This is a genomic window from Vibrio hepatarius (genome assembly GCF_001274785.1).
Lineage (GTDB): Bacteria > Pseudomonadota > Gammaproteobacteria > Enterobacterales > Vibrionaceae > Vibrio > Vibrio hepatarius.
In genome coordinates, this window is record NZ_LHPI01000012.1 from 262,155 (window position 1) to 287,972 (window position 25,818).

Genomic DNA, 25,818 nt, shown 5'->3' on the forward strand with positions numbered 1-25,818 from the left:
CACACTAGGGAGTGATGTGTGAAACAAATTCCAAGACACCAGCAGATTATTGAGCTGGTGAAAAAGCAAGGCTATGTCAGTACCGAAGAACTAGTAGAACGATTTGATGTCAGCCCACAAACCATCCGCCGTGACCTAAACGAACTCGCTGACAAAAACCAAATTCGCCGCTACCACGGTGGTGCAACCGTACCGCTAAGCTCCGAAAACACCTCGTACTCAACTCGTAAGTCACAGAACTTTAATGAGAAAGATTTAATTGCTGAAGAGTTGGTCAAACATATCCCTGACGGCGCGACCCTGTTTATCGATATTGGTACTACGCCAGAAGCCGTCGCCAGATCGCTCTGTGAAAATCACAAACAACTGCGCGTTGTCACCAACAACCTCAACGTGGCCAGTATTTTATTACCAAACCCAGAAATATCGGTGATTCTCGCTGGTGGTGAAGTTCGCAATCGCGACGGCGGTATCGTCGGCGAAGCCACTCTCGATTTTATTAAACAGTTCCGACTCGATTTCGGCATACTCGGGATTAGTGGCATCGATTATGACGGCTCATTGCTCGACTTTGATTACCATGAAGTCCGCGTCAAACAAGCGATTATAGAAAACAGCCGCAGCGTCTTCCTCGCGGTTGACCATTCTAAATTTGGCCGCAACGCGATGGTCAAACTGGGAAATATCACGCAAATCCATACCCTGTTTACCGATCAAGCGCCGCCGACTGAGATCCAAGACATCTTAAAAGAGCACCAAATACCAGTAGAAGTCGCCGCTTCTATCTAAAACGCGTGTTCGTTTAGTGAATAAAATGCTTAACCTCTCCCTATGGAGAGGTTTTTTTATGCATAAATCACATAAACGCTCATTAACGAAAATAAAAGATGACCAAAAACGAAACTTAAGCTACAGTTCCTTTATGTTCTTAAATGTTCGTTCGCTCAAAAATAGCTAGGTCAGTGACTATGGATACAAACAAACAAAACAACGACTCAAAAGTACTGGATGTACTGGTCATCGGTGGTGGGATCAATGGTGCAGGTATTGCTGCTGATGCGGCAGGACGTGGTTTGTCTGTTGCTCTTTTCGAAGCCAATGACTTTGCTTCCGCGACTTCATCAGCCAGTTCGAAACTGATCCATGGCGGCTTGCGTTATCTTGAGCATTACGAGTTTCGTTTGGTTTCGGAAGCACTTGCAGAGCGCGAAGTGATCCTCAAGAAAGCGCCACACGTGGCACAGCCGATGCGCTTTCGTCTGCCACACCGTCCTTACCTTCGCCCTGCTTGGATGATTCGTTGCGGCCTGTTCCTCTACGATAACTTAGGCAAACGTACCACTCTGCCGTCAAGCCATATGGTTAATCTGGCAAAATCTGGTCTGCTTAAAGAAGAGATGAAGGTTGGCTTTGAGTATTCAGATTGCTGGGTGGATGATGCTCGTTTGGTGGTATTGAACATCATGGCTGCGCAGGAAAACGGCGCGGAAGTCGCGAACTACTGCAAAGTTGAATCGGCGGTACGTGAACAAGGCATTTGGAAAGTCACCATCAGCAACCAACTAACCGGTGAACAGTTCGAACGTAAAGCGAAAGCGCTCGTCAATGCGGCTGGCCCTTGGGTGAAACAGTTCTTTGATGATGGTCTGAGCACACCGTCGCCACGTAACATTCGTTTGATCAAAGGCTCTCACATCGTAGTGCCGAAAGTACACGACGAAGAGCAAGCGTACATCCTGCAGAACAAAGACAACCGCATTGTATTTGTGATCCCGTATATGGATGACTTTTCGATCATCGGTACCACAGACGTTGAATACAAAGGCGATCCGCGCAAAGTAGCGATCGAAGAAGATGAAATCGAGTACTTGGTTGATATCGTCAATCAACACTTTATCAAACAGATTTCCGCTGATGATGTCGTGTGGACTTACAGTGGCGTACGCCCATTGTGTGATGATGAGTCTGACTCACCACAAGCGATCACACGTGATTACACGCTCGAGCTTGAACAAGAGTTGGATCAAGCCCCGTTATTGTCGATCTTCGGTGGCAAACTCACAACCTACCGCAAACTAGGTGAAGCGGCGATGAAGAAGCTTGAGCCATTCTTTGCGGCTATGGGTAAACCTTGGACAAAAGACCAAGTGCTGCCGGGTGGTAATTTCAGCTGTAGCCGTGACCAATTGGCAACATCACTCACTCAGCAACATCCGTGGTTAACGGATAAGCTGGCGATGCGTTATGTACGTCAGTTTGGTACTTACACTCACAAACTATTGGCGAATATCGCTTGTGAGCAAGACATGGGCGAGAAATTTGCGGACAGCGTTTACCAACGCGAATTGGATTACTTGATTGAACACGAGTACGTCAAAAACGCCGAAGATTTATTGTGGCGTCGTACCAAGCTCGGTCTCTATTTAGACGCGCAAGCTCAAGCTAAAGTTGCCGAATACATCGACGCAAAGCATCCTCAGGAAAAGGTGCTAAGCCTATCTAAAGTAAGCTAATCACAAATGGTAAAAATCCCTCGTCTAGCGAGGGATTTTTTTATCGATTCAATATGCTTAGCCAGGGTGTCCGTCGGCTCTAGGCGTCAGTAACATAAAGCCAAAGCGCCACAGATACATACCAAAAGCAACAATCCATAGTCCTGCACTAAGATTGACCCACATCATCATCTGCTCTGGCATAAATGCTACTCCAGCCGCACGTACAAGCGCAGCCAGTATAATTGCCGCAAAGGCGACAGCCATGTTCGGACCTTGATATATAGCGCGTCCTGTATGTCCCATGGTCACACGCGTAACCATCGCCAGAATCAAACCACCCAATGCGCCAATCGCAAACAGGTGAATCATATTGTGACTCGCAAAAGGATTTTGCAGCAATCCACGCAGCAGCAAACTAACCGGAATACACAGATAAGCGGCGTGCAATGACCAAACTAACGGCTCATTCAAGGTGCGCCAAGGTTGCCAGCGTAATTGACGAACCAAATGTGCAAGACCAGAGGCAATCATCAGCGGTTGGCCCAACTGAACAAAAGTCATCGGGAAGAAGCTCAGCACAAACAATCCAACTAGCGGCAGATTTGCAAGCCAATCCAACAACATAGAAGGTTGAGGTTTCTCAAAATTAAAGCGGCGCGCGGTGAAGAATGGGATCACGCGGCTGCCCATTACCGACAACAGCAAGGTAAACCACCAAAGCATCGCTTGCCAAACCGCTGAGGCAGGAAACGGCGGCATCCCTTTAATTGTGGCGTAGCTGGCAAAGTTAGCCACAATCGCTAATCCAAATAGCGGCACAAAGAACAGGTTGCGCCAACCTTTGGCTTTGACGACGCGAAGAGCGACTTCAAACGCAGCAAAAGCGATAAATAAAGCCTCAATGCTCGATATCAACCACAACGGTGCTGGTGTCCAAAATAGCACTCGCGGCAGCAGCCACAACAGCGCCAGTATCGCCAAACGCGTTTGTTTAGTACCGTTTATCCCCGTCCAATTTTGTACCGCAGTTAGCACAAAACCAACAACAATTGCCATTGCAAAACCAAACAACATTTCGTGTACATGCCACCAAAGTGCTGGCACTTTCAGTACGCTAGGCTGCCCCGTTTGGAACATCCAAACCCACAAGCCAATCGCGACAATGGCGTAAATCGTCCCAAATAAGAAAAATGGACGAAACCCTAAACGTAGTAGAGGTGGGATCGCCTCTTCGACTTTTTTATCGGTAATATTGAGCACTCTATGCCCCCTGACTAAAGATATACTGCATAGGTAACTGCAAAATTCACTCCAAGTTATTAATCCTTTATTTTTCAGGATAATATTACTCTTAACCAACAATAAAACGAGTCATTTAGACTCAACAAAAAAAGTCAATTTGACACACAAGAGTAGATAAATTACTGCTTCTCTTTTGCTGTCGAAATCGGTAGCTTAGAAATGTCAGTGCAAAGGAGAGAATAATGACGACGTATATATTTGGTTATGGCAGTTTAATGAATTCGGCGTCACGACAACTAACCGGACAAACCTCGACCGCAATCCCGACCATAGTGACAGGTTTTAAGCGCTATTGGGGGAAAATCGACAGTAGCTACACGATTTCACCTTTGGTCGTCGATAAAGGGGAAGGCTTAGTCAATGGCGTACTATTGCAAGTCGATGATGCTGAACTGGCTGAGTTTGATATTCGCGAACGCGGCTACCACCGAGTGTTGATTCCAGCTCTGCAAATCGACTGTGACCATGAGCTAGAAAAAGACGCTCAAGTCTGGGTGTACATTAAAGATAGCCCAGAGCCACCATGTCACTTAAGCCCAATCGTGCAGACCTACGTTGATACGGTTTTGGCGGGTTGCCTAGAGGTATCCGAGCAGTTTGCTAAACAGTTCGTTGAACATACTTTCGGCTGGCATTTCCCGTTAGAAAATGACCGCCATGCCCCAAAATATGGCAATCTTGCCGGTGTGACACCTGAGCATCATGAGCAAATTGACGCTCTGTTGAGCTCAGCTCGCGCTTAACTGTTCTCACGTTTCAAGATGAACTGGGGTCAACGCGCCCTAGTTCATCGAACCTTACCTTGCTCGATGTTATTTAACGACTTGAGCCACTAACCTTCTGATCCAGATATTCTTTTCTTCATACTGATTTGCTTTTAAAAACAGTAATCGTATATCAAAATCAGGCACGTCTACCGGCGGTGCAACAGCGGCAAGTGTGTGGTTGTACATTTCCATTTCAGCAAAGCGCTTTGGCACAATACACACCAACTCACGGCCAATCAGTAACCGCCTTACCGTTAGGAAATGCCGCGACGCGACACCGACCCTGCGCTCTAATCCTCTTTTCGCAAGCAGTTTATCAACCTGAGTTTGCAAACTGCCATCTGAGCTGACCAACGCGTGTTCAATCTGGACGAAGCGTTCAAGCGTCAGCGGTGAATCAAGCGACACACTCTGTGGATCAAACAGACATAAGTGCTGTTCCGTATATAGATGCTCACAGAGAAAACGGCGGTTCAGGTTTTCGATACTACCGATGATTACGTCCAGTTTTTCCTTGTCTGCAATTTCGAGGTAGTTACTGCGGTTAACGTTATAAAAACTGACCTGAGACTGGGGAGAGTGTTGTTTAATCGCATCATACAGATGGGAAGCGAAAAGCTGCTCGGCATAATCGGTCAGGCCGATTCGCCACACGCCTGTGTAATCGTCTGGTGAGAAGTGCTTTTTGCTGAGCAAATCATTTTTGATGCTACCGAGTAACTGGTCGATGACTGGAGCTATCTCATGTGCGCGCTGAGTCGGCTCCATTTTGATACCGACACGTTCAAACAGCGGATCATCAAACAAAGTGCGCATTCGTTGCAGAGTATGGCTCATCGCTGACTGGCTCACGTAGCACTGCTCAGCAGCCAAACTAACGCTCTTAGCGCGATACAATGCTTGAAATGCCACCAGCAGGTTTAAATCGATGCCTTTCCAGTTGAACTCTTTCATTCCACACTCTCATCCTATTTAATTCATAAATACTATCGAATTTATCAATTTGAGTCATTTAGAGTTTTTACGTACATTGTGCCCATATTGATTGATAAGAGTAGTACGCTGTGTTTTCGATTTTTAAGACATTTTTCTGGCTTGGCTGGATTAGCTTCGGCGGCCCAGCAGCCCATATTGGTTACTTTCGTCAGACGTTTGTTGAGAAACTAAAATGGCTGGATGACAGTGAGTACGCGCAAATAGTTGCTCTGAGCCAGTTTTTACCAGGCCCAGGCTCGAGCCAGGTGGGTTTCGCTTTGGGCTACAAACGTGGCGGTTTGGCGGGAGCATGTGCCGCATTCTTGGGCTTCACGCTACCTTCCGTCTTGATTATGTTGGCGTTGGCTGCCGCCAGTAGTCATATTACTGATACCAGCGTATTCCAAAACATCGTCCACGGACTCAAATTGCTTGCGGTTGTGGTTGTCGCTGATGCTACGTGGGGAATGTATAAAAACTTCTGCCGCGATAAGTTGACCGCAGGGCTGTGTGTTGCCACCGCTATCGCTTTACTTGTCGCTCCCGGTATCGCTACGCAGATGCTCGTCTTGTTAGTGGCAGGACTGATCGGCATGCAAATGCTTAAAAGCCCAAATCAAAGTGACAATACACCGTTTAAACCTAGCATTGCTCCACTGGCAATGTTTGCGCTGCTGTTGCTTGCGTTACCAATGTTCGCGCATATCACGCCAATGCTCGGCCTATTTAGTGACTTTTTCCAAGCAGGCAGCTTAGTATTTGGCGGTGGTCACGTCGTTCTGCCATTGCTACAAAACATCGTTGGCGATCAGTTAAGCCAAGACGCTTTCTTAACTGGTTATGCGGCGGCTCAGGCAGTGCCGGGACCGATGTTCACTTTTGCTACCTTTATCGGTTATGAGATGTCAGATATGCCAGTGCTTGGTGCATTAGTCGCGACTATCGCCGTGTTCCTACCTGGCTTTCTATTACTGCTTGGCGTATTGAAAAACTGGCAATCACTTGCAGCGAAACCACGCGTATCGGGTGCAATCAGTGGCGTTAACGCGTCTGTTGTTGGCTTACTGCTTGCTGCGCTTTATCAACCAGTATTTAGCAGCGCGGTGGCTTCTCCTATTGATATCGCACTGATCATTGCGGGGTTTTATCTACACAAAAAACTCAACCTTTCCATTCTGTGGATGATCGGTTTCTTTGTGGTTAGTGGCTTACTGGTCGGTAACCTATAACCTTCTCACGAGTGTTATTGAACTCTCACTTTTATTGCTTAATCGTTAACAAAGCAATCACTTAAACCCCGCTAGGCTATCCTTTAAAGATAGCCTAGACGAGTGGTTAGCATGGAAAGAGCCTTTAGCGATATTCACACTGTCGATTCGATTGAAAAGCGAATCTATCTCCTTTTGCTCTGCTCCGCATTTTATCATTTCTATACCCCCATTTTTGGCAGTGTCATCGTGATGCTCTTGGAGCTATCGATTGTCTGGCTTATCGCGAGTGGCCCAGTTCAACACAGCGACAGAAATGATGACAAATTTCGTCTATTCGTTGTCATCAGTTTGTTGTTGTCTGTTTCCAGTGCGATGTTTATCTATCGTTACCATACCGAATTCAAAGTTGTGTTTTCCTTGCTCAGACAGCTCACCAATATCAGTCATCTGTTTTTCTTTTATTTCATCTTCCGCTATATAACTCGTACTCACTACGCGCCAGATTTCTCTCCGCTGGTCTATTCTTGTGTGCTAGCCATTGCCGTGGTGTTTATTGACGCCAACCTCAACCTGTCTGGAATTGACTATGATAACGGTGAACATCGACTAGTCGTCTCAAGCAACATCCGACACTTTGGTCATATCATCATGTTGGGATGTCTCTATTCATCCATTCAGTTGCTCACGGAAAAGCGCCAACTCAGCTTGATAGCCTTGGCTGGCATCACGTTTGCCACCTTAGTTTGGTTAGGTGGCCGCGGGGCGCTGCTCTCCTACGTAATAACGTTGCTATTGGCGATCGGTGTACTTAAACGTACCTATCGCTTAGTGCGCCAGCGAGTCGTACTGTTACTATCTACTCTTTTGATATCGTTATTGATCTCGGCACCACTACACATTTATTCATGGAATGGACTGACTAGGCTCGTCAATCCAGATGTTCTAAGTACTGAGCAGGTGGATTTGAACTCTCTTTCTTCGGGTAGAATAGAACAATGGCAGAAAGCCTGGGCGTTAACTGCTGATAAGCCCATTTTCGGTCATGGTGCAGAGTCATACTATTTCGAAGCTCAAATCAAAAGTCGTCATCCACATAACTTCATCCTTCAATTTCTAGTGGAGTACGGCGTTGTAGGACTGGTTATGACACTGGTTGGTTTGGCGTACCTCTGCTATCTCGGCTTAGCCAATACATTGCGAGAGTGCAATAGCATTAACCTATTCTGCTTAGCAAGCGTACTGTCACTGATTATTCATGGACTGGTGTCTGGCACTTTATTTTACTCACCGCCATTGTTGGTGCTGTGTGTTGCCGCGGCTTATATTTGTGCCGAGCACTCAAGGCAAAACCGTATAAAGTAAAATCCCCACCAGTTGCGAACTAGATGGGGATTTGTGTTTATTACGTTGGCTTACAAAGTCACTTTAGAGGTATCACGCTCTTTTCTGATCATTTCTAATGCCCTTTCTAGGTTTTCATTCGCTTTAGCATAATAAGCCGGACTCTTGTTGATCGCTTGTTGTAAGTAAGGAATGGCCTCGTCTGGCTCTCCCTTTAAGATGAGGAAGTAACCCACGCTGTTGAGCGCTTCAGGCTCTGTCATATGACGATTGAAAATGCTCAGTGCTTGCCGTGGCTCGCCGTGTGCAATCGCGATCAAAGCCAGATTGTTGATCGCCTTTTCATCATTCGGCTTCTGCTTCAAAGCCAAATTTGTGTAGTAACGGGCACGCTCGTAGTCTTCAGACATGTAATAAGAATAACCAATACTGATGAGCGCGTTGACATCGAAAGTTTTGATATCTAAAGCTCGATTCAACAAGGTTTGCGCCAGTTGGTGTTGCCCCTCGATATCCAATAACACGCCTAGCCCTATGTAGGCATGGATTGGAGAGTTATCGTCAAACAGTAGATTCTGCACGTTTTCAGAATTGATATTGTTGCTCTTCATATTCGGCGTGCCGCCAAGACGAAGTTGGTCAGCATTAATCGCCCGTAAATAGTAGCTTTCGCCAATATCGCTTCGACCTTGTTTAGTATTGAGTTTACCAAGCTCTTCTAAAGAACCGGTATGGTTAGGGTTCTGTTCCAGTGCTGCTCGGAACGCACGATCCGCAAGCTGATAGTCATTTTTCGCCAAATGAATTCGTCCGACGGTATACAAGGTTTTGTCTTTATGTTTGGCATCCGCAAAGGTCATCGAGCGTAAGTACTCATATAAGGCCAAATCGACATTATTGTTAGTCAGCGCAGCATCACCACGTGAGATCGCCTCTTCCTCGGTCTTCGGCGGTTCGTCGTTGGTTAACGCTTCAATTGGTTTGCCTGAGTAGAGACTCTTATCAAACTCGGCTTGCTGGTTATCACTTGAAGCACATCCTGAGACAACGAGAACAGATATCATGAGTAAGTAACTTTTCCACATAATAACCCCTATTATTTTTCTACTTAGAAAATGCTTCGGACAAGGTGATCAACGCAGGTCCTATTGCGACAATAAAAAAGCACGGCCAGATGAACAGCACCATTGGAAACATCATTTTGACGGGTATTTTGGCGGCGATTTCTTCCGCGGCTTGCTGTCTTTTATCTCGATAATCTTCGGTATACTCTCGTAACGAGTCGACTAAGCTACCACCGACTCGCGACGCATGGCTCAGCATGCTCACTAATCCCATAAACTCTTCGAGTCCAGTTCGGTAGATGAACTCGCGCAACGCTTCGGGCATCGGTTTACCCGCTTGAATCTTCACGCACACCGTATCCAACTCATCGGCAAGGTCGGGGTGAGAAATCACCATTTCATCAGCTACTCTTCGCAGCGCAGCATTAAAGCCTAAGCCTGATTCAGTACACACAACGAGCAAGTCCAACATGTCGGCCATACCATTGCGAATTGCGTTTTGGCGCTTTTTGACTTTTCTCTTGAGCAAGATATCAGGCAGGATCAGGCCACCAAAAATACAGCCCGCCATGTAAACATAGAGCTTATTGTTATCCGGCAACGCGACATACATGGCTAACGCGATCATCACACCAACAATGGTGGTGAGAGACTTAATTGAGTAGAACAATGACAGTGCGTTGCTCTGGTGGTAGCCAGCGTGCATCAGTAATGTTTTAACCGATTCACGCTCTTTGGTGCTTTTTGACGAAGTCAGTGGTGCCAGCGATTCCAAGGTGTTGAGCATTTTGGTGTTCTTAGCGGGCGTGGTGACTTTTTCACCCGTAGTGATCTGCGCGAGTTTGCGTTTTAGTGGTGAGTTAACGCCAATAACGACGTAGCCAATGGTCATCACCAAAAGAACGGTGGTGATCATCACGAACGCGATAAACAACATCTCCTGATTTAGCTGAAAGCTGGATAACCAATTAGCAATGCTGTCCATACCTACACCTCGAAGTTAACAATCTTGCGTATCCACAATGTGCCGAGCAATAAAGACACCATCCCCCCGATGATCATCTTCACCCCAGTCGGGTGATTGTGGAGAATCGAAATGTAATCGGGTTTGATTAACGCAATGATGATGTACATGCCAAACGGCGCCAGAACCAAAATCCAAGCCGACATGCGAGATTCCGCAGAGATGGTTTTGATTTTCCGCGCCAGTTTGAAACGAGCGCGTAATACTCGAGAGAGCTTCTCTACGTTCTCGATTAGGTTGCCCCCGGTTTCTTTTTGCAACATCACGGCACTGGAAAAGGCCAACATAGAGACCGTTGGCACACGTTCAGACATCTGCATAATCGCCAAACGCATATCGTAACCATAGTTAAGTAAGCTGAAAGTACTCTTGAACTCAGGGCCGATAGGCGCTGGCATCTCCTTGCCCACTTCGCCAAATGCCTGACTAATAGGTTGCCCGGCTTGGAGTACGCGTTTAATGATATCGAGCGCTTCGGGTAACTGCTCTTCAAAGCGCATCAAACGATCGGCAGTTTTCTTTTGAATATAAAAGTACTCGCAAACGAAGATGGTCACGACGCTGCCCACGCAGATGTACCAACGCTGCTCTAGTAAAAGGAGAACTAAGACCGTGATAAGAGCGGCGAAAAAAGACAAAATCAAAAACTTACCAAAGGTCATTTCAATCCCAGCAAGTTCCAATTTCTTTTTCAGCGTCTCAAAGAAGGTCAACCGCACCAAAGCACGCTCTAGCGATGACAGATTCTTGAGTGAATTTTCACGCAATAGCGAAACACTCTCTTGGTCGATGTGCTTGTGGCTATCTTTGATTCGTTGGATTAGATGCTTATGTTTAACCTTTTTCCCGGCAGAAGGCATGATCAACGCTTGGCTGATAAAGAACACCGAGAGAAAAAGCAGTAACAAAAAGAGTGGTAGTTGGCCGCCCATAACGCCTCCTAACGAAGTTTTTCGTTAAATATGTCAAACGGAACATCGAGTCCACGCTTGATCAATTGGTCATGACAGCTCGGCACGATCCCAGTTGCAATATACTCGCCCAACACGTTACCGTCATGATCGACCCCTTGACGCTGGAACTTGAAGATCTCAGACATGGTGATCACCTCCCCTTCCATGCCATTGATCTCCTGTATGCTGACCATACGACGCTTACCATCTTCTTGCCTGTCCATTTGCACTACTAAGTGGATAGCCGAAGCAATCTGTGAACGTAGGTTTTTAGTTGATACGTTCCAGCCCGCCATCGAAAACATATTTTCTACCCGACTTAATGCGTCGCGCGGGGTGTTGGCGTGAATCGTCGCCAATGAACCATCGTGACCGGTATTCATTGCAGACAACATATCCACGGCTTCGCTACCCCGCACCTCACCGACCACAATACGGTCCGGCCGCATACGTAATGAGTTTTTCACCAACTCACGCTGGGATATCTCACCTTTGCCTTCGATATTGGCTGGTCGGGTTTCCAGTCTTACGACGTGTGGTTGCTGCATTTGTAGCTCAGCCGAGTCTTCTATCGTGACGATACGTTGGTTCGCAGGAATAAAGCCGGAGAGAATGTTCAACGTGGTGGTTTTACCCGACCCGGTACCACCAGAAATAAGGATATTTAGCTCACCGATCACCGCAGCATTTAAGAATTTGGCCATCTCGGGTGATAGCGAGTTCAACTCAAGCAGATTGCCCATATTGAGTCGTTCCACAGAGAAGCGTCGAATGGAAACCGACGGCCCGTCAATCGCTAGCGGCGGAATAATCGCGTTGAAACGAGAGCCATCTTTTAAACGCGCATCCACCATAGGTGAGGACTCATCAATGCGTCGACCAACCTGACTCACAATCCGGTCGATAATGTTTCGTAGGTGTCGGTCATCTAAGAATGTATGTGGCGTTTTTTCCAACTTACCAAAGCGTTCCACATAGATACTTTTGGGTCCATTAACCAGAATGTCAGATACGGTTGAGTCTGCGAGCAGCGGCTCAAGCGGACCTAAACCAAACACCTCGTCCTCAATCTGCCGAATCATTCGATTCCTAGCTTCAGAGCTAAGGGGATGAGTCTGGTCTTCCGTAATAAGCTGCATCACCGCTTCACGCAGTTCTTCTTTGGCTCGGTCTTCGTCTAAATGCGACAACAAACCTAAGTCGAGCGTATCAAGCAACTTTTTGTGGTAGTAATGCTTGATCGCCAGATCATGTTCGAGCTGCTTTCTTTGCTCATCGATCGCCTGAAGTTTGGACTCAATGGCAGCAGAGCGAGTCACGTTGTCTGCGCTCTGAGGCGTAACAGACATCGAATCAGGCGTTGTCTGTGTTTCTTGTGAAGAGTTTGGAAATGCACTCCCTACATTCTTTCTTTTAAAAAACATAGCAACTCCCTGCTAAGAAAATAGTCGACCAATCCAGCTCTTTTCTACTCGCTCCTGCGGGGTTTCAAGTAGGTGTGATAAATCGGTCAAGGCTGACTTGATGGCAGTATTCTTTTTCGCTTTAACAATCGGCGTGCCTAAGTTCGAGCACTCCATGGCGACAGCAAAATCATTGGGCACTAAATGAATATCTTTGTTTGGAAAGGTGCCTTCGATATCTTTCAGAGAAATCGAGACTTTTTTATCGAATCGGTTGACGATCAATTTGACTTGCTCACTACTTAAACCATAGTCCAGTTGCAATGACTTCACATAGTTTGCTGCGTGTTTAATTGAGGTAACGTTTTGCTGCATAACCAAATAAACCCGCGCGTCAGAAGTCACGGCTTTCTGGAATACATGCTCAACACCGTGAGACATATCGATGATGATGTGTGAGTAGAACTGACGAAGAATCGGAATTAAGTTCACCACTTCCGTCGCGCGTTTATAGTTGTCCTGAATATTATCTTGGCTGAATCCGAGATAATTGAGCCCGGATTCGTGCTGGAAAACCAAACCATCAAGCGACATTTCATCTAAGTCATTAAGATTATCCACCACGTCATTGATGCTGTATTTAGGTTTACTGTTTATGTAATCCGCCGCATCGTTGAACTGCATATCCAAATCCACCAGCAAGACGTTTCCGGCCGTGTAACTAGATAATGAAATCGCCGTGTTCAAAGCGAGTGTGGTTGCACCGGAACCACCTTTGGTATTAATGAACAGAGATAGCTCTCCGAGTGTTTTAGTGGCGATTTTTTCATGCGCCAAATCTTGTAAGAACGGATAAAGCTCTCCGATTTCCGCACTACGTGATAAGTAATCGGAAGCCCCCAGCTTGAGCGCCATTTTCAGCGACGTCGCGTCATGCTCATCACCAAATACCACCAAGGAAGTTTGGTTGTGCTGCAAGCTGCCCTCCGAGGAGTAGACATGGGCGATTTTCTGTACCCAATTATCGCCTGACTCAATATAAATCAGGTCCGGAGTACGTTTATTGGCAATGGTCTCCATCGTCACCGTACTTAGATCAAGCCATTCGAGGTTGATGCTGATGCACTTTGAAAGCTCGGACTCGATATGGTTTTTGAACATTTGCGTCGCATAAACCACCCAAACGGTTAAGTTTGTTCTTAGGGACTTATGTTCGATCTCTGATTTATCTATATTTAGTTCTACTGGTTTCAACATATTCAGTTCCCCTAACAATCTTCGATATCTTCATTGCCACTTTCTGGCCTTCTCACCCCTAAGCTTTCCGCGGGTAAAATGGTGATGAAACTCGGTGTCGTCCCTACCGCATCAATTAAGAGTGACAACACCAAAAATCTAAACGTGTAATCTGCTTCAGCACGGACAAACTTGATTTGACCAAAGGTAGTATTCAACTCACTATCACTCGCTGGTGGAGTGGCAAAAAAGCCTGAGACGTCCACCTCCTCACCATTAATATCCAGATAGCTGATAGTAAGGTCTTCAGGTTCAAAACCTGGCGGGTAGATATTGGTCAAAGAAGGTAAACTCGGAATATCATCGCGGTCTGCGATATAACATACGGTCGCTAACCTCGCGGCTCTGCGTGTGACTTCATTGGCCATTTGCGCGGAGAAGAAATACAACGCGAACTCGATGATCGCGAAAATTACTAACAACACCGCCAGCGCAATCATCAAGAATTCAACTTGAGTCACCCCTTTACTCGTTGCTCTTTTCATGGCGCGGTCCTCATTTTTGTGGATGCTCCAAAAGTGAACTCTAACGACGTGTCAGTGAAAGGAAGTCGGGTAAAAATAGGCTCATAAGAGAAACTGGCAGAAAGCGTGACTTCTTTGGTTGCCGCGGTAGGTTGAGTTATCAATACGTCAATAGGATCTAAATATTTGATCACTTTGCTGTCTTGATCGGTGGGAAAAGCCTTGCCGTAAACAACTACATTCTTAATTTCGTCTTCGTTGGCAATATCAGTAAAATTAAGCGTGCCGTAGGTATTCACGACCGCGTATCGCACTCCGTTTTGCAACGCTTTATTGATTTCCGTGTATTGGATTAATGCTCTGCCGACATCAATGAGTAGTACGGCCATAATGAGCAGCACAGGCAAGCAAATAATAAATTCAACGGCGGCTAAGCCGGATTGTTGGTGCTTGTATTTGATGTTCTGGGTGTAATGGTTCATATCATGATGCTCCATTACCTAAAGGGTCTTTATACAGTTGAATTCTAAAAAGACCGTTATCACTCGGATCAATGCCCGTAGAGCCGTTATTGATGCCGCAGTCATAGAGAAACTGACCGATGACTTCAGAGTCATTACCTTGCTGCTTCACTTTCTGAGTCAAAAAGAAACAGCCTAAGCCAAGCACTGTTACCGTTTGCTTACCTCCAGTCGAGCTTGAACAGTCGATAATAGGGACTTGGAGTACACGACGACCTTCTAAACCATCAGCGTCGTAGTATTGAGAATTGCAACTGTTGCCTTCAATACAACTATTTAGTTTTTGGTAGTAATCGGCGTAGTAAAACGCCCCCGGCTTATTGTTTTCGTAAATATCTTTGTAGTTGCTTTCGGTGACGTTTGACTCTTCGATATATTTATCGGATTTAACCGTTTCGCCTTCTTCGGTTGGGCCAGTAAAATCGCCAAAGCGCGTGTTAATGCCTTGAGCGACTGGACCGGTCCCTTTACCCGTTTCAGTATCAATCGCTTGACCAGCAGTAATGCAGTTTTCTGTTGCACCTGCAAACGCATCTCGCACGCCATCTTTACCATTCAAGCCGAGGTCCAACAGCTGGAAGTTACCTGGCCCCAACTCCCCGTTTTGATGGCTAGACGGTTTAATCGCGTAGATGGTGTCCGGTACTTTGTCTCGGGTCGAGTCATAATTGGGATAGTTAGAAGGAATGTAACCCCAAGCGGTTTCATCGGTTAATGCCGGATTACCACACATCGCAACAGGCGCAATGTTACACGTAGTCTGGATACTGGCACTACGACCCGCCACAGCGCTAGCAGACACATCTTTATCACCGCCAAAGATAAAGCTGAGGTATTGAGTAAGCGGCACACTGTCGACAACAACACGGGTGTATATGTCGTATTTTGTGCCGGTTGGTGCGACAAACGCCTCCGCAGTGACAAAGGTTTGTAAATCAGTAGAAAACGTGATGTTAGCGTTGACCGTATCAAAACTATTACCGGATGCATTGACGCCAAGTAAATCGACTAACTCAGCATTGCCTGACTCCGCAACATAGCTGTTAAGCGTATCTATCGCAGCCGATCTCGATGCATATACATTGCTGGTTTTGTCTGCGACTACCGCCGAAGCCAGTGCTGCTGCATCAACCGCGTTTTGCAGTCGTGTCTTGTTCAACACTTGGTGGTTTAAATCAATCACAAATGCCGCCATACCGATCAGGATCAGCATCAATAGGCTTACCAAAACCAATGTGATCCCTTGCTGGGATTTCATGGTCAATGTTTGCTTTGCGTGCATCATCATCGTTCCTTAAGTGACTAAATCACTTACTTCTTCTTAGATGACCCATTGTTGTTATAAATGGTCAAACTCGTTTCAGAACGCTCACCGCTGCCTTCAGGCAGGTAGCCGAGATTTTCTCTCCAAGCATTTGGGTTTTGCGTCTGCTCTGCTCGCAACTGACTAAGGGAAACACCAAGCTCTGGGTCATTTGCACAACCGCTCAGACTCAGTGAAGCGCAACAAATAGCGAATATCATTGTATTTTTCATATCAGCCCCACCTATAAACTGTGCCCAAACGAACCATCTGTACCACCTTCTGACCCGCCGTATCGATACGCATCATTCTCATCATTGCTATTGGCATTGTTGTCGAGTTGGTATTTGTCAAAATCTAGTCTTGCCCCTTTACCCAAGAGATAAAACTCGATGTCGTTCGGACTGACATATCCGTCGGTCGGTAACGTGATATTGCGGCGATCGATAGGTTTGGCTAGTTTCGGTGTCACTAAAATGACGAGTTCAGTTTCACCGGAGGTGTACTCTTCACTCTTAAATAGGCGACCGAGTATTGGTACGTCCGAAATACCGGGTAACCCTTTGTCAACATTACGAGAGTTCTCGCTGAGCAAACCTGCAATCCCCATGGTTTGGCCATCGGCAAGTTCAAGTGTGGTTCCCGCACTTCGCTTGGTGATAGGCGGAATAAAGTAAGCCGCGTTCGTATCCCCTGGGTTGTAGGTCAGTACACCCGTGGTCGCAAGTTCGCTCACGTTAACGCCCAGTTTCAGGTTGATTTTCTTGTCACTTAAAATGTAGGGAATAAAGTTGAGTGACACACCGTACTCTTTGTACGCGATAGTAATACCGTTCTCATTAGGTACGGGGATTGGGAATTCACCGCCAGCTACAAACTCAGCTTTTGTGCCGCTTAGAGCCGTTAAACTTGGCTCCGCCAACACTTTAGCAACGCCGTTTTGTTTAGCGATATCAAGCGCAAAGGTGAACAAGGTATTGCTGTCGATAAATGAACCTAGGAACCCAAATTCATTTACACCCGGCGCATTTAACACTGGAGAAATCGCGCTACCGACACCTTCTAACGAACCACCTACGGTTGTCCCCCCCCAAGTGATATCACCGCTTTGTTGGAAGAAGTGGAAGTTAGTATCAAAACGTCTCACTAGAGAGCGTTGCACTTCAGCGACTGTCACTTCCAACGTCACCTGTTGCGCACCACCAATTGAAAGCAAATTGATCACTGAACCATCTTTATCATCGTCATCACTTTCATCGGCAGAGTTGCCCGCCGCGAAGGTTTCAGCAATTTTCAGTGCCATATCCATATTCTGCTGATTACTAATCAGACCTTTAAGAACAATTTTGTCTTGGGTGCTGTGGACTTCGATGCTTTCATTGGGTAAAAACTGATTGAGCTTCGCTTTTAATGTATTGAGATCATGAGTGACCTCGACGTTAAAGGACTCAATGATTCGCCCTCGACTGTCCCAAACCGATACATTGGTTGTGCCTAGTCGTTTACCGATCAAGAACAACTCATTCGATCTTAGAACCAAAATATCCAACACGGCTGGATCGCCTAAAGTTACTTTCTTCGCGCTTCCCGAAATCATCAACTGAGTAGATTGGTGATGAGGTACAGAGACAACTCGTCCAGACTGAGCGGCCGCGTGTACGGTGAAACTCGAACCCACCAATAGTAACTGGCATAAAATTAATATTATTCTTTTCATAATCCACCTAATTACTTACTCGGACTTTCGAAGCCTGAGATCCTTTGATGACAGTAACACTAGGAGCTGGAACGTAACGTTTTACTGGAGCTGGCTTATCGACGGTATGAGGGTTACGTAACGCAAGCTGGATCTGACCTTTGCTGTTTTCAGTGAGCAGTTTTTCTGCTTCTTTGGGCGTCACTTCCAACGTCACAGCTCGAACGATAACGGGCTTGTTGTCATCCGTTCTAGCTGTCTGGTCAACCGCCAATACTTTGAGGTTCTTCAATACCGTATCCGTCCTTGAGCCCTTAGTATTGAGCACATCTACCTTATTTCCCGGCAACAGGAATCCAGCAACACCAATAACGTCATTGACACGGATAGTCAGCGCGCGTTTATCTTCAGGAATTAACGCCGCCAATGTAACCCCCTCCCCCGGAACCGCAATACGATTCGGATTGATCAGTTCATCTTTAAAAATCGAAGTGGTGACAACTTTGCCAACGGCTTGCTCAGGCAGCTTAAGGGTTTCTTCGGTAATCCAATCCACTTCCATCATTTTGGTCGTCAGATGTTTATCCTCCAGAATAATCCCTGGCTCTAACTCAACAGCCGCAACCAATACAGGGTGACGTTCAACTTCTTCCATTTGCACGGTAGGTTGAGTTCGGCTATCCAACCATTGCTTTGCAATCAATACTGCCCCTAAACCAAAGGCGATAGATAACAGTAAGAGCATGGTGATTTGTGTCTTACTCATGGCATCCTTTCTCCTCTACTCGTCAACCGTGAAATACAAATTCCAGGCGCGATTAAGAATTTCGCTGGAGACACTGTTATTACTCGCTTCAAATAGCAATATGTCTCGACTAATCCCCAAAATGTCTTTGGGTAAACACGGGAAATACCCAGTGCCGCTAACGCTATGTAGCTGTTTCAGTTGTTCAAAAAAACCGGCTTCTAAGTTGAGCTGATATTCTTTGGCTAAATCCGTCCACAACTGGACATAATCCATCAACTCAAGTGGCTCAAACTCAATCTTGTAACCAAGTCGTCTTAAGAATGCAGGGTCGGCGATTGCGCTTGGCGGAAGGTTAGAAGAGAAAGCTAAGGTCAATAGAAACGGGACCGATATTTGCTGACCATTGGGTAGACCTAAGTGGTCGACTAAATATTCCATCGGTACAATCCAGCGGTTAAGGAGCGCAGCAACTGGCATCGTTTGGCGACCTAAATCGTCTATCACTAAGATGCCGTTATTTGCCATCATCTGTAGTGGCGCAATCCAAACTCGGTTGTGCTCACTGTGATTGACTTCAAGCATATCCATTGTCAATTCCCCACCGACTTGGATATTTGGTCGCTCACACAAAATCCATCGCTTGTCATAGTGATGATCGAGTTTGACGTAAATTTCCGAATGGGTGTTATCCAAGCGGCGATGGTGGTGCTCAGAAAACACTTTGATAATGTTCCCATCCGCATATACAGCATAAGGAATGAATACTGAGGTGTTTAATGCATTCAACACTCGAGCTGCAACGAAGCTCTTACCCGTACCAGCATGGCCGTAGAGCAACAACGCTCGACCAGAATTAATTGCAGGACCAAGCACTGGAATAATTCGCTCTGCGCCATAGACATCGGATAATGCTCTTTCCACATCCGGTCTAGTAATCGGTTGATTGCGAAGATCTTGCTGTTTTACGATGTCCCAATATTGGGTCAAGGAAACGGGAACAGGACCGATATAGGCGTCCTTACGAAATGCGAGCTCAGCTTCAGCGAGACCTAACTCTGTTAGTCCGTAACGAACTTTATTGTAGGCACTGCCAGAACTAGACATCGGTTGATAGACTTCAACCCAACTTTTACTTCTCAAATGAGCCAAGGCTGTCTCAACAATATGAGAAACGACACACATCCGGTGGGTAAGCTCGACCAAATCTGACTTTGGGTAAGCAGAAAGATGCTTGAGAAGTAAGTTTTCTGTGACGACAGGAGGAACGCCCAAACTTTCTTCATCAGAAGGAACCGCTGGCGGAGAGATTTGAGGTATTAGATCGTCCTTAAATACCGTTCCCATAAATTGTGCCCTCCCATGATTGGCACTCGGGTCAGTCTCCAGCTAATCAAAAGAGACACTAATGCTAATGAATGTAGAAAAAGTAAGCCAAACCAATAACGACTGCTGGAGCAAAAGGAATCACCAGAGGTTGACTGGATTTCCATCCTGGTGTCACTTTCTGCACTGCGTAACTACGCATCTGTTCTGTCATCGTTACCGGTGATGAGGCTAAATGCCTTGCTAGGAAAAGAGTCGCAATTACGCCACCAGCGATAACGATATAAGGTGTTGCTAGCCACATTTGCTCTGAACCAAGCCATAGACCAATAGCAGCCAACAGTTTTACGTCTCCACCCGCCATCGCTTTCATAAAGTAGAAAACAAAACACAAGGTTGTCGTATAGAAAAAGCCAGTCAAATGAAGACGCCAACCTAAATTACTCCCAAAGCTCAGCTCTGTTAGTACCGCGACGATAAGCAGCAAAATCATTTTGTTGGGAATACGGTGCCTCATCACGTCAGAGACACCAATCACGATAAGTAAGGACCAGATTACTAAATGAAATGTCATAGCCATTTATCGCTCCCTGTACTTAACGTTAGTATTCCAAATCCGTAAGCTTTACTTAGTTAACCACCAGAGCCAGCGCCACCACCAATGCCTTCAATGTCACTAGACACATCAGAGAATACGCCCGCTAGTGTGTCCCAGAAGCCAAGGTTTAGCATTGCAGCCACGATCAAAGCAGCACCTAGGATGTACTCCAAAAGTGTTAAGCCTTCCTCGTCGTTCCAAAACTCTTTTATTAAGTGAGTGAACTTGTCCATTTTCCTTCCCCTATATCCTATTCGAAGGTTGATTCGAATTTCGTGTCCATCAATCTTTAGGTCGATGTCACATTTTAAAAAGTAGGTTAGTGTTTAAGTTGTTAGTTAGGACTTTTTTGTTTTTAGGTAGGACTTTTTTGCCCTATTCATCTGAGTGCTATCAAACAGTGACTCCACCAGCATTACAGATAGTTAGGTGGCTTTTATTTTTGATTTTTTCTTCTACGCTTAACTTTAGCACTACCCGCATTTTCTTGAGTTCACCCTTGAAATTGAGGATATAAAATAAGAATGAAGTCCAGAATCCACTGGCTAGGTAAAAGTATTAACGAGCTTCCAGCATCATGTATGAATGCGTTAAGAGAAGAGTTTAATGTCAACGAATACGCAGATGATATTTCGGTGTTAAGCGAGCCTAATGTCCATTTTTGCGTGGTTTACCTAAGCGGATCAGAGACTCTGCCCATCTCTTGCGTCAGCACATTATGTAAAAATTTAAACAAACGATTATTTGTCTTGCTAGAAAAAGGCTGCGCTGTCGATCTGCCCGACCATTCCGTGGTGTGTGAGCAACACGAGCTAGACGTCAAATCATTCCCTAAATGGCTAAAATATTTAGATAAAAAATATTATTCGACCTATAGCGATCCCCATAACAAGCACGCTACTTTGAACGGTGGACTACCTCCCAGAACAAAGGAGATCAATAAAGTATTACGCTATGTTGAACAAAACCTCCATAAAGAAGTACGAGAGGAAGACGTCGCCGCGCTTTGCCACTACTCTGCCTCATACTTCTCTAAGTATTTTCGTAAGCACCTTGGCGTTTGCTTCCGCGATTACTTGATTGAAAAACGCCTAACACTGGCGAAAGATCTTCTCAAGAACCAACCGAATGTGAAAATCGCCTATATCGCTTATCAGTGTGGTTACCAAGATATCTCTTATTTCGCTCGCATTTTTAAAAAGCGGATTGGTGTTTCTCCAGCCACGTATCGACAGCAATACCTCAAAGCGAAAACCTCCATCCATCACAAGTCTGCATAGAACTTGCTGAAGAAATATTCACCACCATTCCCTTGCCAGTACAAATCATGCTAAATTTAACAATGCATTAACAACTATAAATATAAATACCGATAATAAAGACATGGAGTCACCTAACATGAATCAGCCAAACTCGAGAATGATAGCTGGTTGCGCTCTCCCTCCACCAAACGAGATGATCCTCAAATGGGCCGAAGAGCGTCCAAACGACGTATATCTAAAACAAATTATCAACCGACAATTTGTCGAATTCACATACCAGGAAGTCGCAGACCAAGCGCTTAAGCTGGTCACTGCGTTAAGAAATCTCGGGGTTAAGCCCGGAGACAAAGTCGCACTGATTTCCAAAAACTGTGCCGAATGGTTTATCACCGACTTAGCTTTGATGCTCGGCGATTATATCAGCGTGCCAATTTTCCCTACCGCAGGTGCCGAGACTATCGAGTACTGCATTAAGCATAGTGAGAGTAAAGCTCTGATAGCAGGCAAGCTAGATAACGCACAAGCCACGCAACAAATCATTGATGCTCAGAGTGAACTCATCAGTATTGCACTGCCCTACGACTCCGCACCGAATTGTCAGCATCAGTTCAAACAACTAATTGAAAACGTAGAACCTAGTACAGAAAGACCCGAGCATTATGATGATAAGCTAATGTCTTTGGTGTACACCTCTGGGACATCTGGATTACCTAAAGGGGCGATGCTGACATACGGCGCATTTAGTTGGTCTGCACAGCAATTGATCAATCACATTGGTATCGAAGAAAACGACCGCTTGTTTTCTTACCTTCCTCTCGCTCACATCACGGAACGTGTCTATATTTTTGGTTCGTCAATTATGGGAGGTGTACCAACCGCATTTCCTGAATCGCTCGACACCTTTATCGAAGACGTCAAAATGCAGCGCCCAACTCTGTTTATCTCGGTCCCACGCTTATGGACGCTTTTCCAACAGCGCATCCAAGATAAGTTGCCACAGAAGAAGCTCAACATCTTACTTAAGATCCCTTTGGTGAATACGTTACTGAAAAAGAAACTGGCGCAAGGCTTAGGTTTGGATCAAGCGCGAGTGCTCGGCTGTGGTTCAGCCCCTGTATCTCCGGCCCTGCTAGAGTGGTATCACAGCTTAGGACTCAATATTACCGAAGCGTGGGGAATGACAGAATCTTTCGCCTACAGCACACTTAACTATCCGTTCCGTGCCGACAAGATAGGCAGTGTCGGTAACGCAGGCCCAGGTATCGAGCTAAAGATAGCGCAAGACGACGAGATCATGGTGCGCAGTAAAGGGCTCTTCTCTGGCTACTATAAAAACGATATTGCGACGCAGGAATCGTTCGATGTTGACGGCTGGTTACACACCGGTGATATCGGTGCAATTGATGCTGACGGTTACTTAACGATTCAAGGCCGCAAGAAAGACTCTTTCAAAACTGCGAAAGGTAAGTTTGTCGCTCCTGTGCCCATTGAGAAAAAACTGTTTGAGTACAGCCGCGTCGAGATGATGTGCTTAATTGGTTTGGGGTTACCCGCACCGATTTTGTTGGTTGTCCCACATGATTTCCCGAATTTCGACCGAGCTCGCTATGAGCGCACAACGAAAAAGGTCATCGACAAAATGAACGCCCAATTGGAATCTCACGAAAAAATCAAAGGGGTTCTGATGATCAAAGATCCGTGGTCTATCGAGAATGGCATTTTGACGCCAACGCTGAAAATCAAACGTCACGTGCTGGAACAAAAGTACCATGATATCGGACATAACTGGCCAAAGGACAAATTGGTCGTGTGGGAAGAATAAAGATATAAGGAGAGCTACGGCTCTCTTTTTTTTTACGCGGCTAGCCATTATCATGCTTAGCCCAAGGATGAGAAATTAGGACTGCTTGAATGGACGCAAGGCTACACCACTTACCCGGACTTCGTTATTTCGAAGTCGCTGCACGACTCAATAGCTACAGCCGTGCAGCAGATGAGTTGTTTGTAAGCCAAGCTGCAGTTAGCCAAAAGATACGTCAGTTGGAAGATGGATTAGCATGCAAACTGTTTGTTCGCGATGGTCGTGAAATGCGCCTAACCGAGCAGGGAAAAATTCTCTATAAACATGTTTCGCAAGGACTAGAACAAATTGTTACCGGCTTGAATCAAATCCAAAGCGAACCCGTTGAAGGGCTATTATGTGTCAGCTCAACGCCTTCATTTGCCTCTCGCTGGTTACTGCCCCGCCTATGGAAATTTTCCACTCAGCACCCTAACATTCCAATTCGTATTCTTACCAGTTGTGACGCGCCCAACTTAAAACAAGGTGCTGCGGATCTCGCCATTTGGCAAGGTGAAGAACTAGAATTAACCACAGAGAATAAACTGCAAAAACGCTTCCTGTTTGAAGAAACCATCTATCCGTTTTGCTCTCCCCACTTAGCAAAAGCGATCAATCTGACTAAGCCTGAACAACTACTTAATTGTTGGTTAATTCACTATGAATCTGGTGGTTACCCTTGGCAAAGTTGGTTCGCACAAGCAGGGGTAACGATGAACAAAGAGTCTGTTCAATGGATGGATGTCAGTACGTTCGATCACGCAATGAATGCCGTTATGGCTGGCCATGGCGCGTGCTTAGCCTCTGATTCGTTAGCCAGCGATTATGTTGAGCGAGGGTTACTCATTAAGCCATTTGATATCGGTATGACGCCGGGTATCCAATTTAACTTATTCTATGATGAAAGTTCCCCTCGCCGAGACAGAATCGCAGCGTTTTCTAACTGGCTCCACAGCGAGATTGCCGAGTAGCGACGCACTTAGCCATCCCAGAAATGTCTCATGCTTTCTTTTCTGGCTTGCTCGTGAGTGATACCAATATCTTCCAGCAAGTGATTAGACAGCTGCGGTAGCTGTTTTCTGGTTCGGTAGTTTCTCCACCACCGAGTCAGATTAGCTAAAATTTTCTTATTCCAACTCAGCGTCTCGCTTAATTTCACTCTGTAGCCAAATTCCGAAGTTTCCATAATCTATACTCCTATTGCATTCAATGAGTAAATAATCGACTATGGATGAGATTCTCTCAAACGATACTACCTGACACTCGGTTAAGGAAAACTTAAGTGAAAGAACGGTTACCTCCCCTGCAAGGACTCTACTACTTTTACATGGCCGCCAAACTTGGCAGTTTCAAACTTGCTGCGAGTGAATTATTTGTCACTGCGGCCGCGATAAGCCAACAAATAAGACAGTTGGAAGAGTTTTTAGGCGTAGAGCTATTTATTCGACAGCACAGAAAAGTCGCGCTCACGGTAGAAGGCCAGCAGTTGTTTGAACAAGCACAAAGAGGGTTCGAACATCTTGCTCAAGGGGTCAGACAAATCAACCAAGACCCTAACCCTACCCAACTTTCCATCTCCACGATACCGTCATTCGCTCAACACTGGTTGGTGCCTCGAATTGGTCACTTTAGGGAGCTTTACCCGAATCAGGAACTGATGATCGAACCCACCAACAAACTGGTGAACTTTCAAAATTCCAGTGTCGACCTATGTATTCGTTACGGCCCAGGACGATATTCAAATGTAGAAAGTCGATTCCTAATGGAAGAGTTGCTTTATCCAGTTTGCCACCCGATCTATCAACAACAACACGGCATTTATGAGTTAAGTGACTTAACTGGAGCCGATTTAATTGAAGACTATTGGCCAGATATGAACTGGGGAAATTGGCTACATAATGTGGGCTATCAACGACAAAAGCCGACGTTGAAGTACAATGGTTCACACTTTGTGTTGGAAGCTGCATTGGCAGTACAAGGGGTTGCATTAGCAAAACACAGCCTTGTACATCGATACATAAAAGAAGGGAAATTAGTTCGAATCGGGCACCTTGCGCAGCGAACAGACTTTAACTACTTCCTCTGTGCACCTAGCGCCTACTTTAAGCGAGAAAAGATCCGTCATTTCTGTGATTGGATTTTCAACCAAGTAAAAGAAGCGCAAGCCTTTTGCGAACTCGATTGTGAAATCATCGATACACGTAGCCTTGAGTAGTCTAGGTTTAAACATCG

26 protein-coding genes are annotated in these 25,818 nt (G+C 45.8%); 9 read left to right on the forward strand and 17 right to left on the reverse strand.

All coding sequences use genetic code 11. The features are described from left to right. The first annotated feature begins 18 nt into the window (after positions 1-18). Both AKJ31_RS13820 and glpD read left to right on the forward strand, forming a co-directional pair. Positions 19-789, forward strand: a complete 771-nt coding sequence (locus AKJ31_RS13820; RefSeq protein ID WP_053409682.1) for a DeoR/GlpR family transcriptional regulator — start codon at positions 19-21, stop codon at positions 787-789. A gap of 179 nt (positions 790-968) precedes the next feature. Further along, complete coding sequence (glpD, locus tag AKJ31_RS13825; protein ID WP_053409683.1) at positions 969-2,513, forward strand: glycerol-3-phosphate dehydrogenase; 1,545 nt, start codon at positions 969-971, stop codon at positions 2,511-2,513. Positions 2,514-2,570: 57 nt separating this feature from the next. Here the strand turns inward: glpD and AKJ31_RS13830 are convergent, their stop codons facing one another. Further along, positions 2,571-3,755: an NnrS family protein gene (locus AKJ31_RS13830; RefSeq protein ID WP_053409684.1), complete on the reverse strand. Its 1,185-nt coding sequence runs from the start codon at positions 3,753-3,755 to the stop codon at positions 2,571-2,573. Positions 3,756-3,979: 224 nt separating this feature from the next. On the opposite strand from AKJ31_RS13830, the gene AKJ31_RS13835 reads away from it, so the two are divergent. Then, entirely contained in the window at positions 3,980-4,540 is a 561-nt protein-coding gene (locus tag AKJ31_RS13835; protein ID WP_053409685.1) for a gamma-glutamylcyclotransferase family protein, read from the forward strand. Between the two features lie 69 nt (positions 4,541-4,609). On the opposite strand, the gene AKJ31_RS13840 is transcribed toward AKJ31_RS13835, so the two are convergent. After that, entirely contained in the window at positions 4,610-5,518 is a 909-nt protein-coding gene (locus AKJ31_RS13840) for a LysR family transcriptional regulator (RefSeq protein ID WP_053409686.1), read from the reverse strand. A 110-nt stretch (positions 5,519-5,628) separates the two neighbouring features. Between AKJ31_RS13840 and chrA the strand changes: the two genes are divergently transcribed. Then, the gene (chrA, locus tag AKJ31_RS13845) at positions 5,629-6,768 is read left to right on the forward strand and encodes a chromate efflux transporter (RefSeq protein ID WP_053409687.1); all 1,140 of its coding nucleotides are present in this window, start codon (positions 5,629-5,631) and stop codon (positions 6,766-6,768) included. Between the two features lie 111 nt (positions 6,769-6,879). Next, positions 6,880-8,112, forward strand: a complete 1,233-nt coding sequence (locus AKJ31_RS13850) for an O-antigen ligase family protein (protein ID WP_053409688.1) — start codon at positions 6,880-6,882, stop codon at positions 8,110-8,112. 50 nt (positions 8,113-8,162) lie between these two features. Here the strand turns inward: AKJ31_RS13850 and AKJ31_RS13855 are convergent, their stop codons facing one another. The 14 genes from AKJ31_RS13855 to AKJ31_RS13920 all read right to left on the reverse strand — a co-directional run bounded on the left by AKJ31_RS13855 (position 8,163) and on the right by AKJ31_RS13920 (position 20,717). Then, complete coding sequence (locus AKJ31_RS13855; RefSeq protein ID WP_053409689.1) at positions 8,163-9,176, reverse strand: tetratricopeptide repeat protein; 1,014 nt, start codon at positions 9,174-9,176, stop codon at positions 8,163-8,165. A gap of 19 nt (positions 9,177-9,195) precedes the next feature. Beyond that, complete coding sequence (locus AKJ31_RS13860; protein WP_053409690.1) at positions 9,196-10,140, reverse strand: type II secretion system F family protein; 945 nt, start codon at positions 10,138-10,140, stop codon at positions 9,196-9,198. Between the two features lie 2 nt (positions 10,141-10,142). Next, complete coding sequence (locus tag AKJ31_RS13865) at positions 10,143-11,111, reverse strand: type II secretion system F family protein (RefSeq protein WP_053409691.1); 969 nt, start codon at positions 11,109-11,111, stop codon at positions 10,143-10,145. Positions 11,112-11,119: 8 nt separating this feature from the next. Continuing rightward, positions 11,120-12,481 carry a TadA family conjugal transfer-associated ATPase gene (locus tag AKJ31_RS13870; protein ID WP_416340953.1) on the reverse strand — a complete coding sequence of 454 codons (1,362 nt, stop codon included), beginning with the start codon at positions 12,479-12,481 and terminating at the stop codon, positions 11,120-11,122. An 87-nt stretch (positions 12,482-12,568) separates the two neighbouring features. After that, complete coding sequence (locus AKJ31_RS13875; protein ID WP_053409693.1) at positions 12,569-13,792, reverse strand: AAA family ATPase; 1,224 nt, start codon at positions 13,790-13,792, stop codon at positions 12,569-12,571. Positions 13,793-13,803: 11 nt separating this feature from the next. Next, complete coding sequence (locus tag AKJ31_RS13880; RefSeq protein ID WP_053409694.1) at positions 13,804-14,316, reverse strand: TadE family protein; 513 nt, start codon at positions 14,314-14,316, stop codon at positions 13,804-13,806. Next, a complete protein-coding gene (locus AKJ31_RS13885) occupies positions 14,313-14,777 on the reverse strand; it encodes a TadE/TadG family type IV pilus assembly protein (RefSeq protein ID WP_083439984.1) in 465 nt (154 codons plus the stop codon). The genes AKJ31_RS13880 and AKJ31_RS13885 overlap by 4 nt, the downstream gene beginning before the upstream one ends. A 1-nt stretch (position 14,778) precedes the next feature. Then, entirely contained in the window at positions 14,779-16,101 is a 1,323-nt protein-coding gene (locus tag AKJ31_RS13890) for a pilus assembly protein TadG-related protein (protein WP_053409696.1), read from the reverse strand. A gap of 26 nt (positions 16,102-16,127) precedes the next feature. Continuing rightward, positions 16,128-16,352 (reverse strand): hypothetical protein, encoded by a 225-nt coding sequence (locus AKJ31_RS13895; protein ID WP_053409697.1) that lies wholly within the window; start codon positions 16,350-16,352, stop codon positions 16,128-16,130. Between the two features lie 11 nt (positions 16,353-16,363). After that, a complete protein-coding gene (locus AKJ31_RS13900) occupies positions 16,364-17,836 on the reverse strand; it encodes a type II and III secretion system protein family protein (protein WP_053409698.1) in 1,473 nt (490 codons plus the stop codon). 7 nt (positions 17,837-17,843) lie between these two features. After that, a complete protein-coding gene (cpaB, locus tag AKJ31_RS13905) occupies positions 17,844-18,581 on the reverse strand; it encodes a Flp pilus assembly protein CpaB (protein WP_053409699.1) in 738 nt (245 codons plus the stop codon). Between the two features lie 15 nt (positions 18,582-18,596). Continuing rightward, positions 18,597-19,907 (reverse strand): P-loop NTPase family protein, encoded by a 1,311-nt coding sequence (locus tag AKJ31_RS13910; protein ID WP_053409700.1) that lies wholly within the window; start codon positions 19,905-19,907, stop codon positions 18,597-18,599. Positions 19,908-19,971: 64 nt separating this feature from the next. After that, a complete protein-coding gene (locus AKJ31_RS13915) occupies positions 19,972-20,466 on the reverse strand; it encodes an A24 family peptidase (protein ID WP_342665549.1) in 495 nt (164 codons plus the stop codon). Between the two features lie 53 nt (positions 20,467-20,519). Continuing rightward, positions 20,520-20,717: a Flp family type IVb pilin gene (locus AKJ31_RS13920; protein ID WP_053409701.1), complete on the reverse strand. Its 198-nt coding sequence runs from the start codon at positions 20,715-20,717 to the stop codon at positions 20,520-20,522. A gap of 291 nt (positions 20,718-21,008) precedes the next feature. Between AKJ31_RS13920 and AKJ31_RS13925 the strand changes: the two genes are divergently transcribed. The 3 genes from AKJ31_RS13925 to AKJ31_RS13935 all read left to right on the forward strand — a co-directional run bounded on the left by AKJ31_RS13925 (position 21,009) and on the right by AKJ31_RS13935 (position 24,557). Continuing rightward, positions 21,009-21,764, forward strand: a complete 756-nt coding sequence (locus AKJ31_RS13925; RefSeq protein ID WP_053409702.1) for a helix-turn-helix domain-containing protein — start codon at positions 21,009-21,011, stop codon at positions 21,762-21,764. A 118-nt stretch (positions 21,765-21,882) separates the two neighbouring features. Continuing rightward, positions 21,883-23,568: an AMP-binding protein gene (locus AKJ31_RS13930; protein ID WP_053409703.1), complete on the forward strand. Its 1,686-nt coding sequence runs from the start codon at positions 21,883-21,885 to the stop codon at positions 23,566-23,568. A gap of 89 nt (positions 23,569-23,657) precedes the next feature. Then, positions 23,658-24,557: a LysR substrate-binding domain-containing protein gene (locus tag AKJ31_RS13935; RefSeq protein ID WP_053409704.1), complete on the forward strand. Its 900-nt coding sequence runs from the start codon at positions 23,658-23,660 to the stop codon at positions 24,555-24,557. 8 nt (positions 24,558-24,565) lie between these two features. Here AKJ31_RS13935 and AKJ31_RS13940 read toward each other — a convergent pair whose 3' ends face one another. Further along, complete coding sequence (locus AKJ31_RS13940) at positions 24,566-24,772, reverse strand: DUF1127 domain-containing protein (protein WP_053409705.1); 207 nt, start codon at positions 24,770-24,772, stop codon at positions 24,566-24,568. Positions 24,773-24,868: 96 nt separating this feature from the next. Between AKJ31_RS13940 and AKJ31_RS13945 the strand changes: the two genes are divergently transcribed. Then, entirely contained in the window at positions 24,869-25,801 is a 933-nt protein-coding gene (locus tag AKJ31_RS13945; protein WP_053409706.1) for a LysR substrate-binding domain-containing protein, read from the forward strand. The last annotated feature ends 17 nt before the right edge of the window (positions 25,802-25,818 follow it).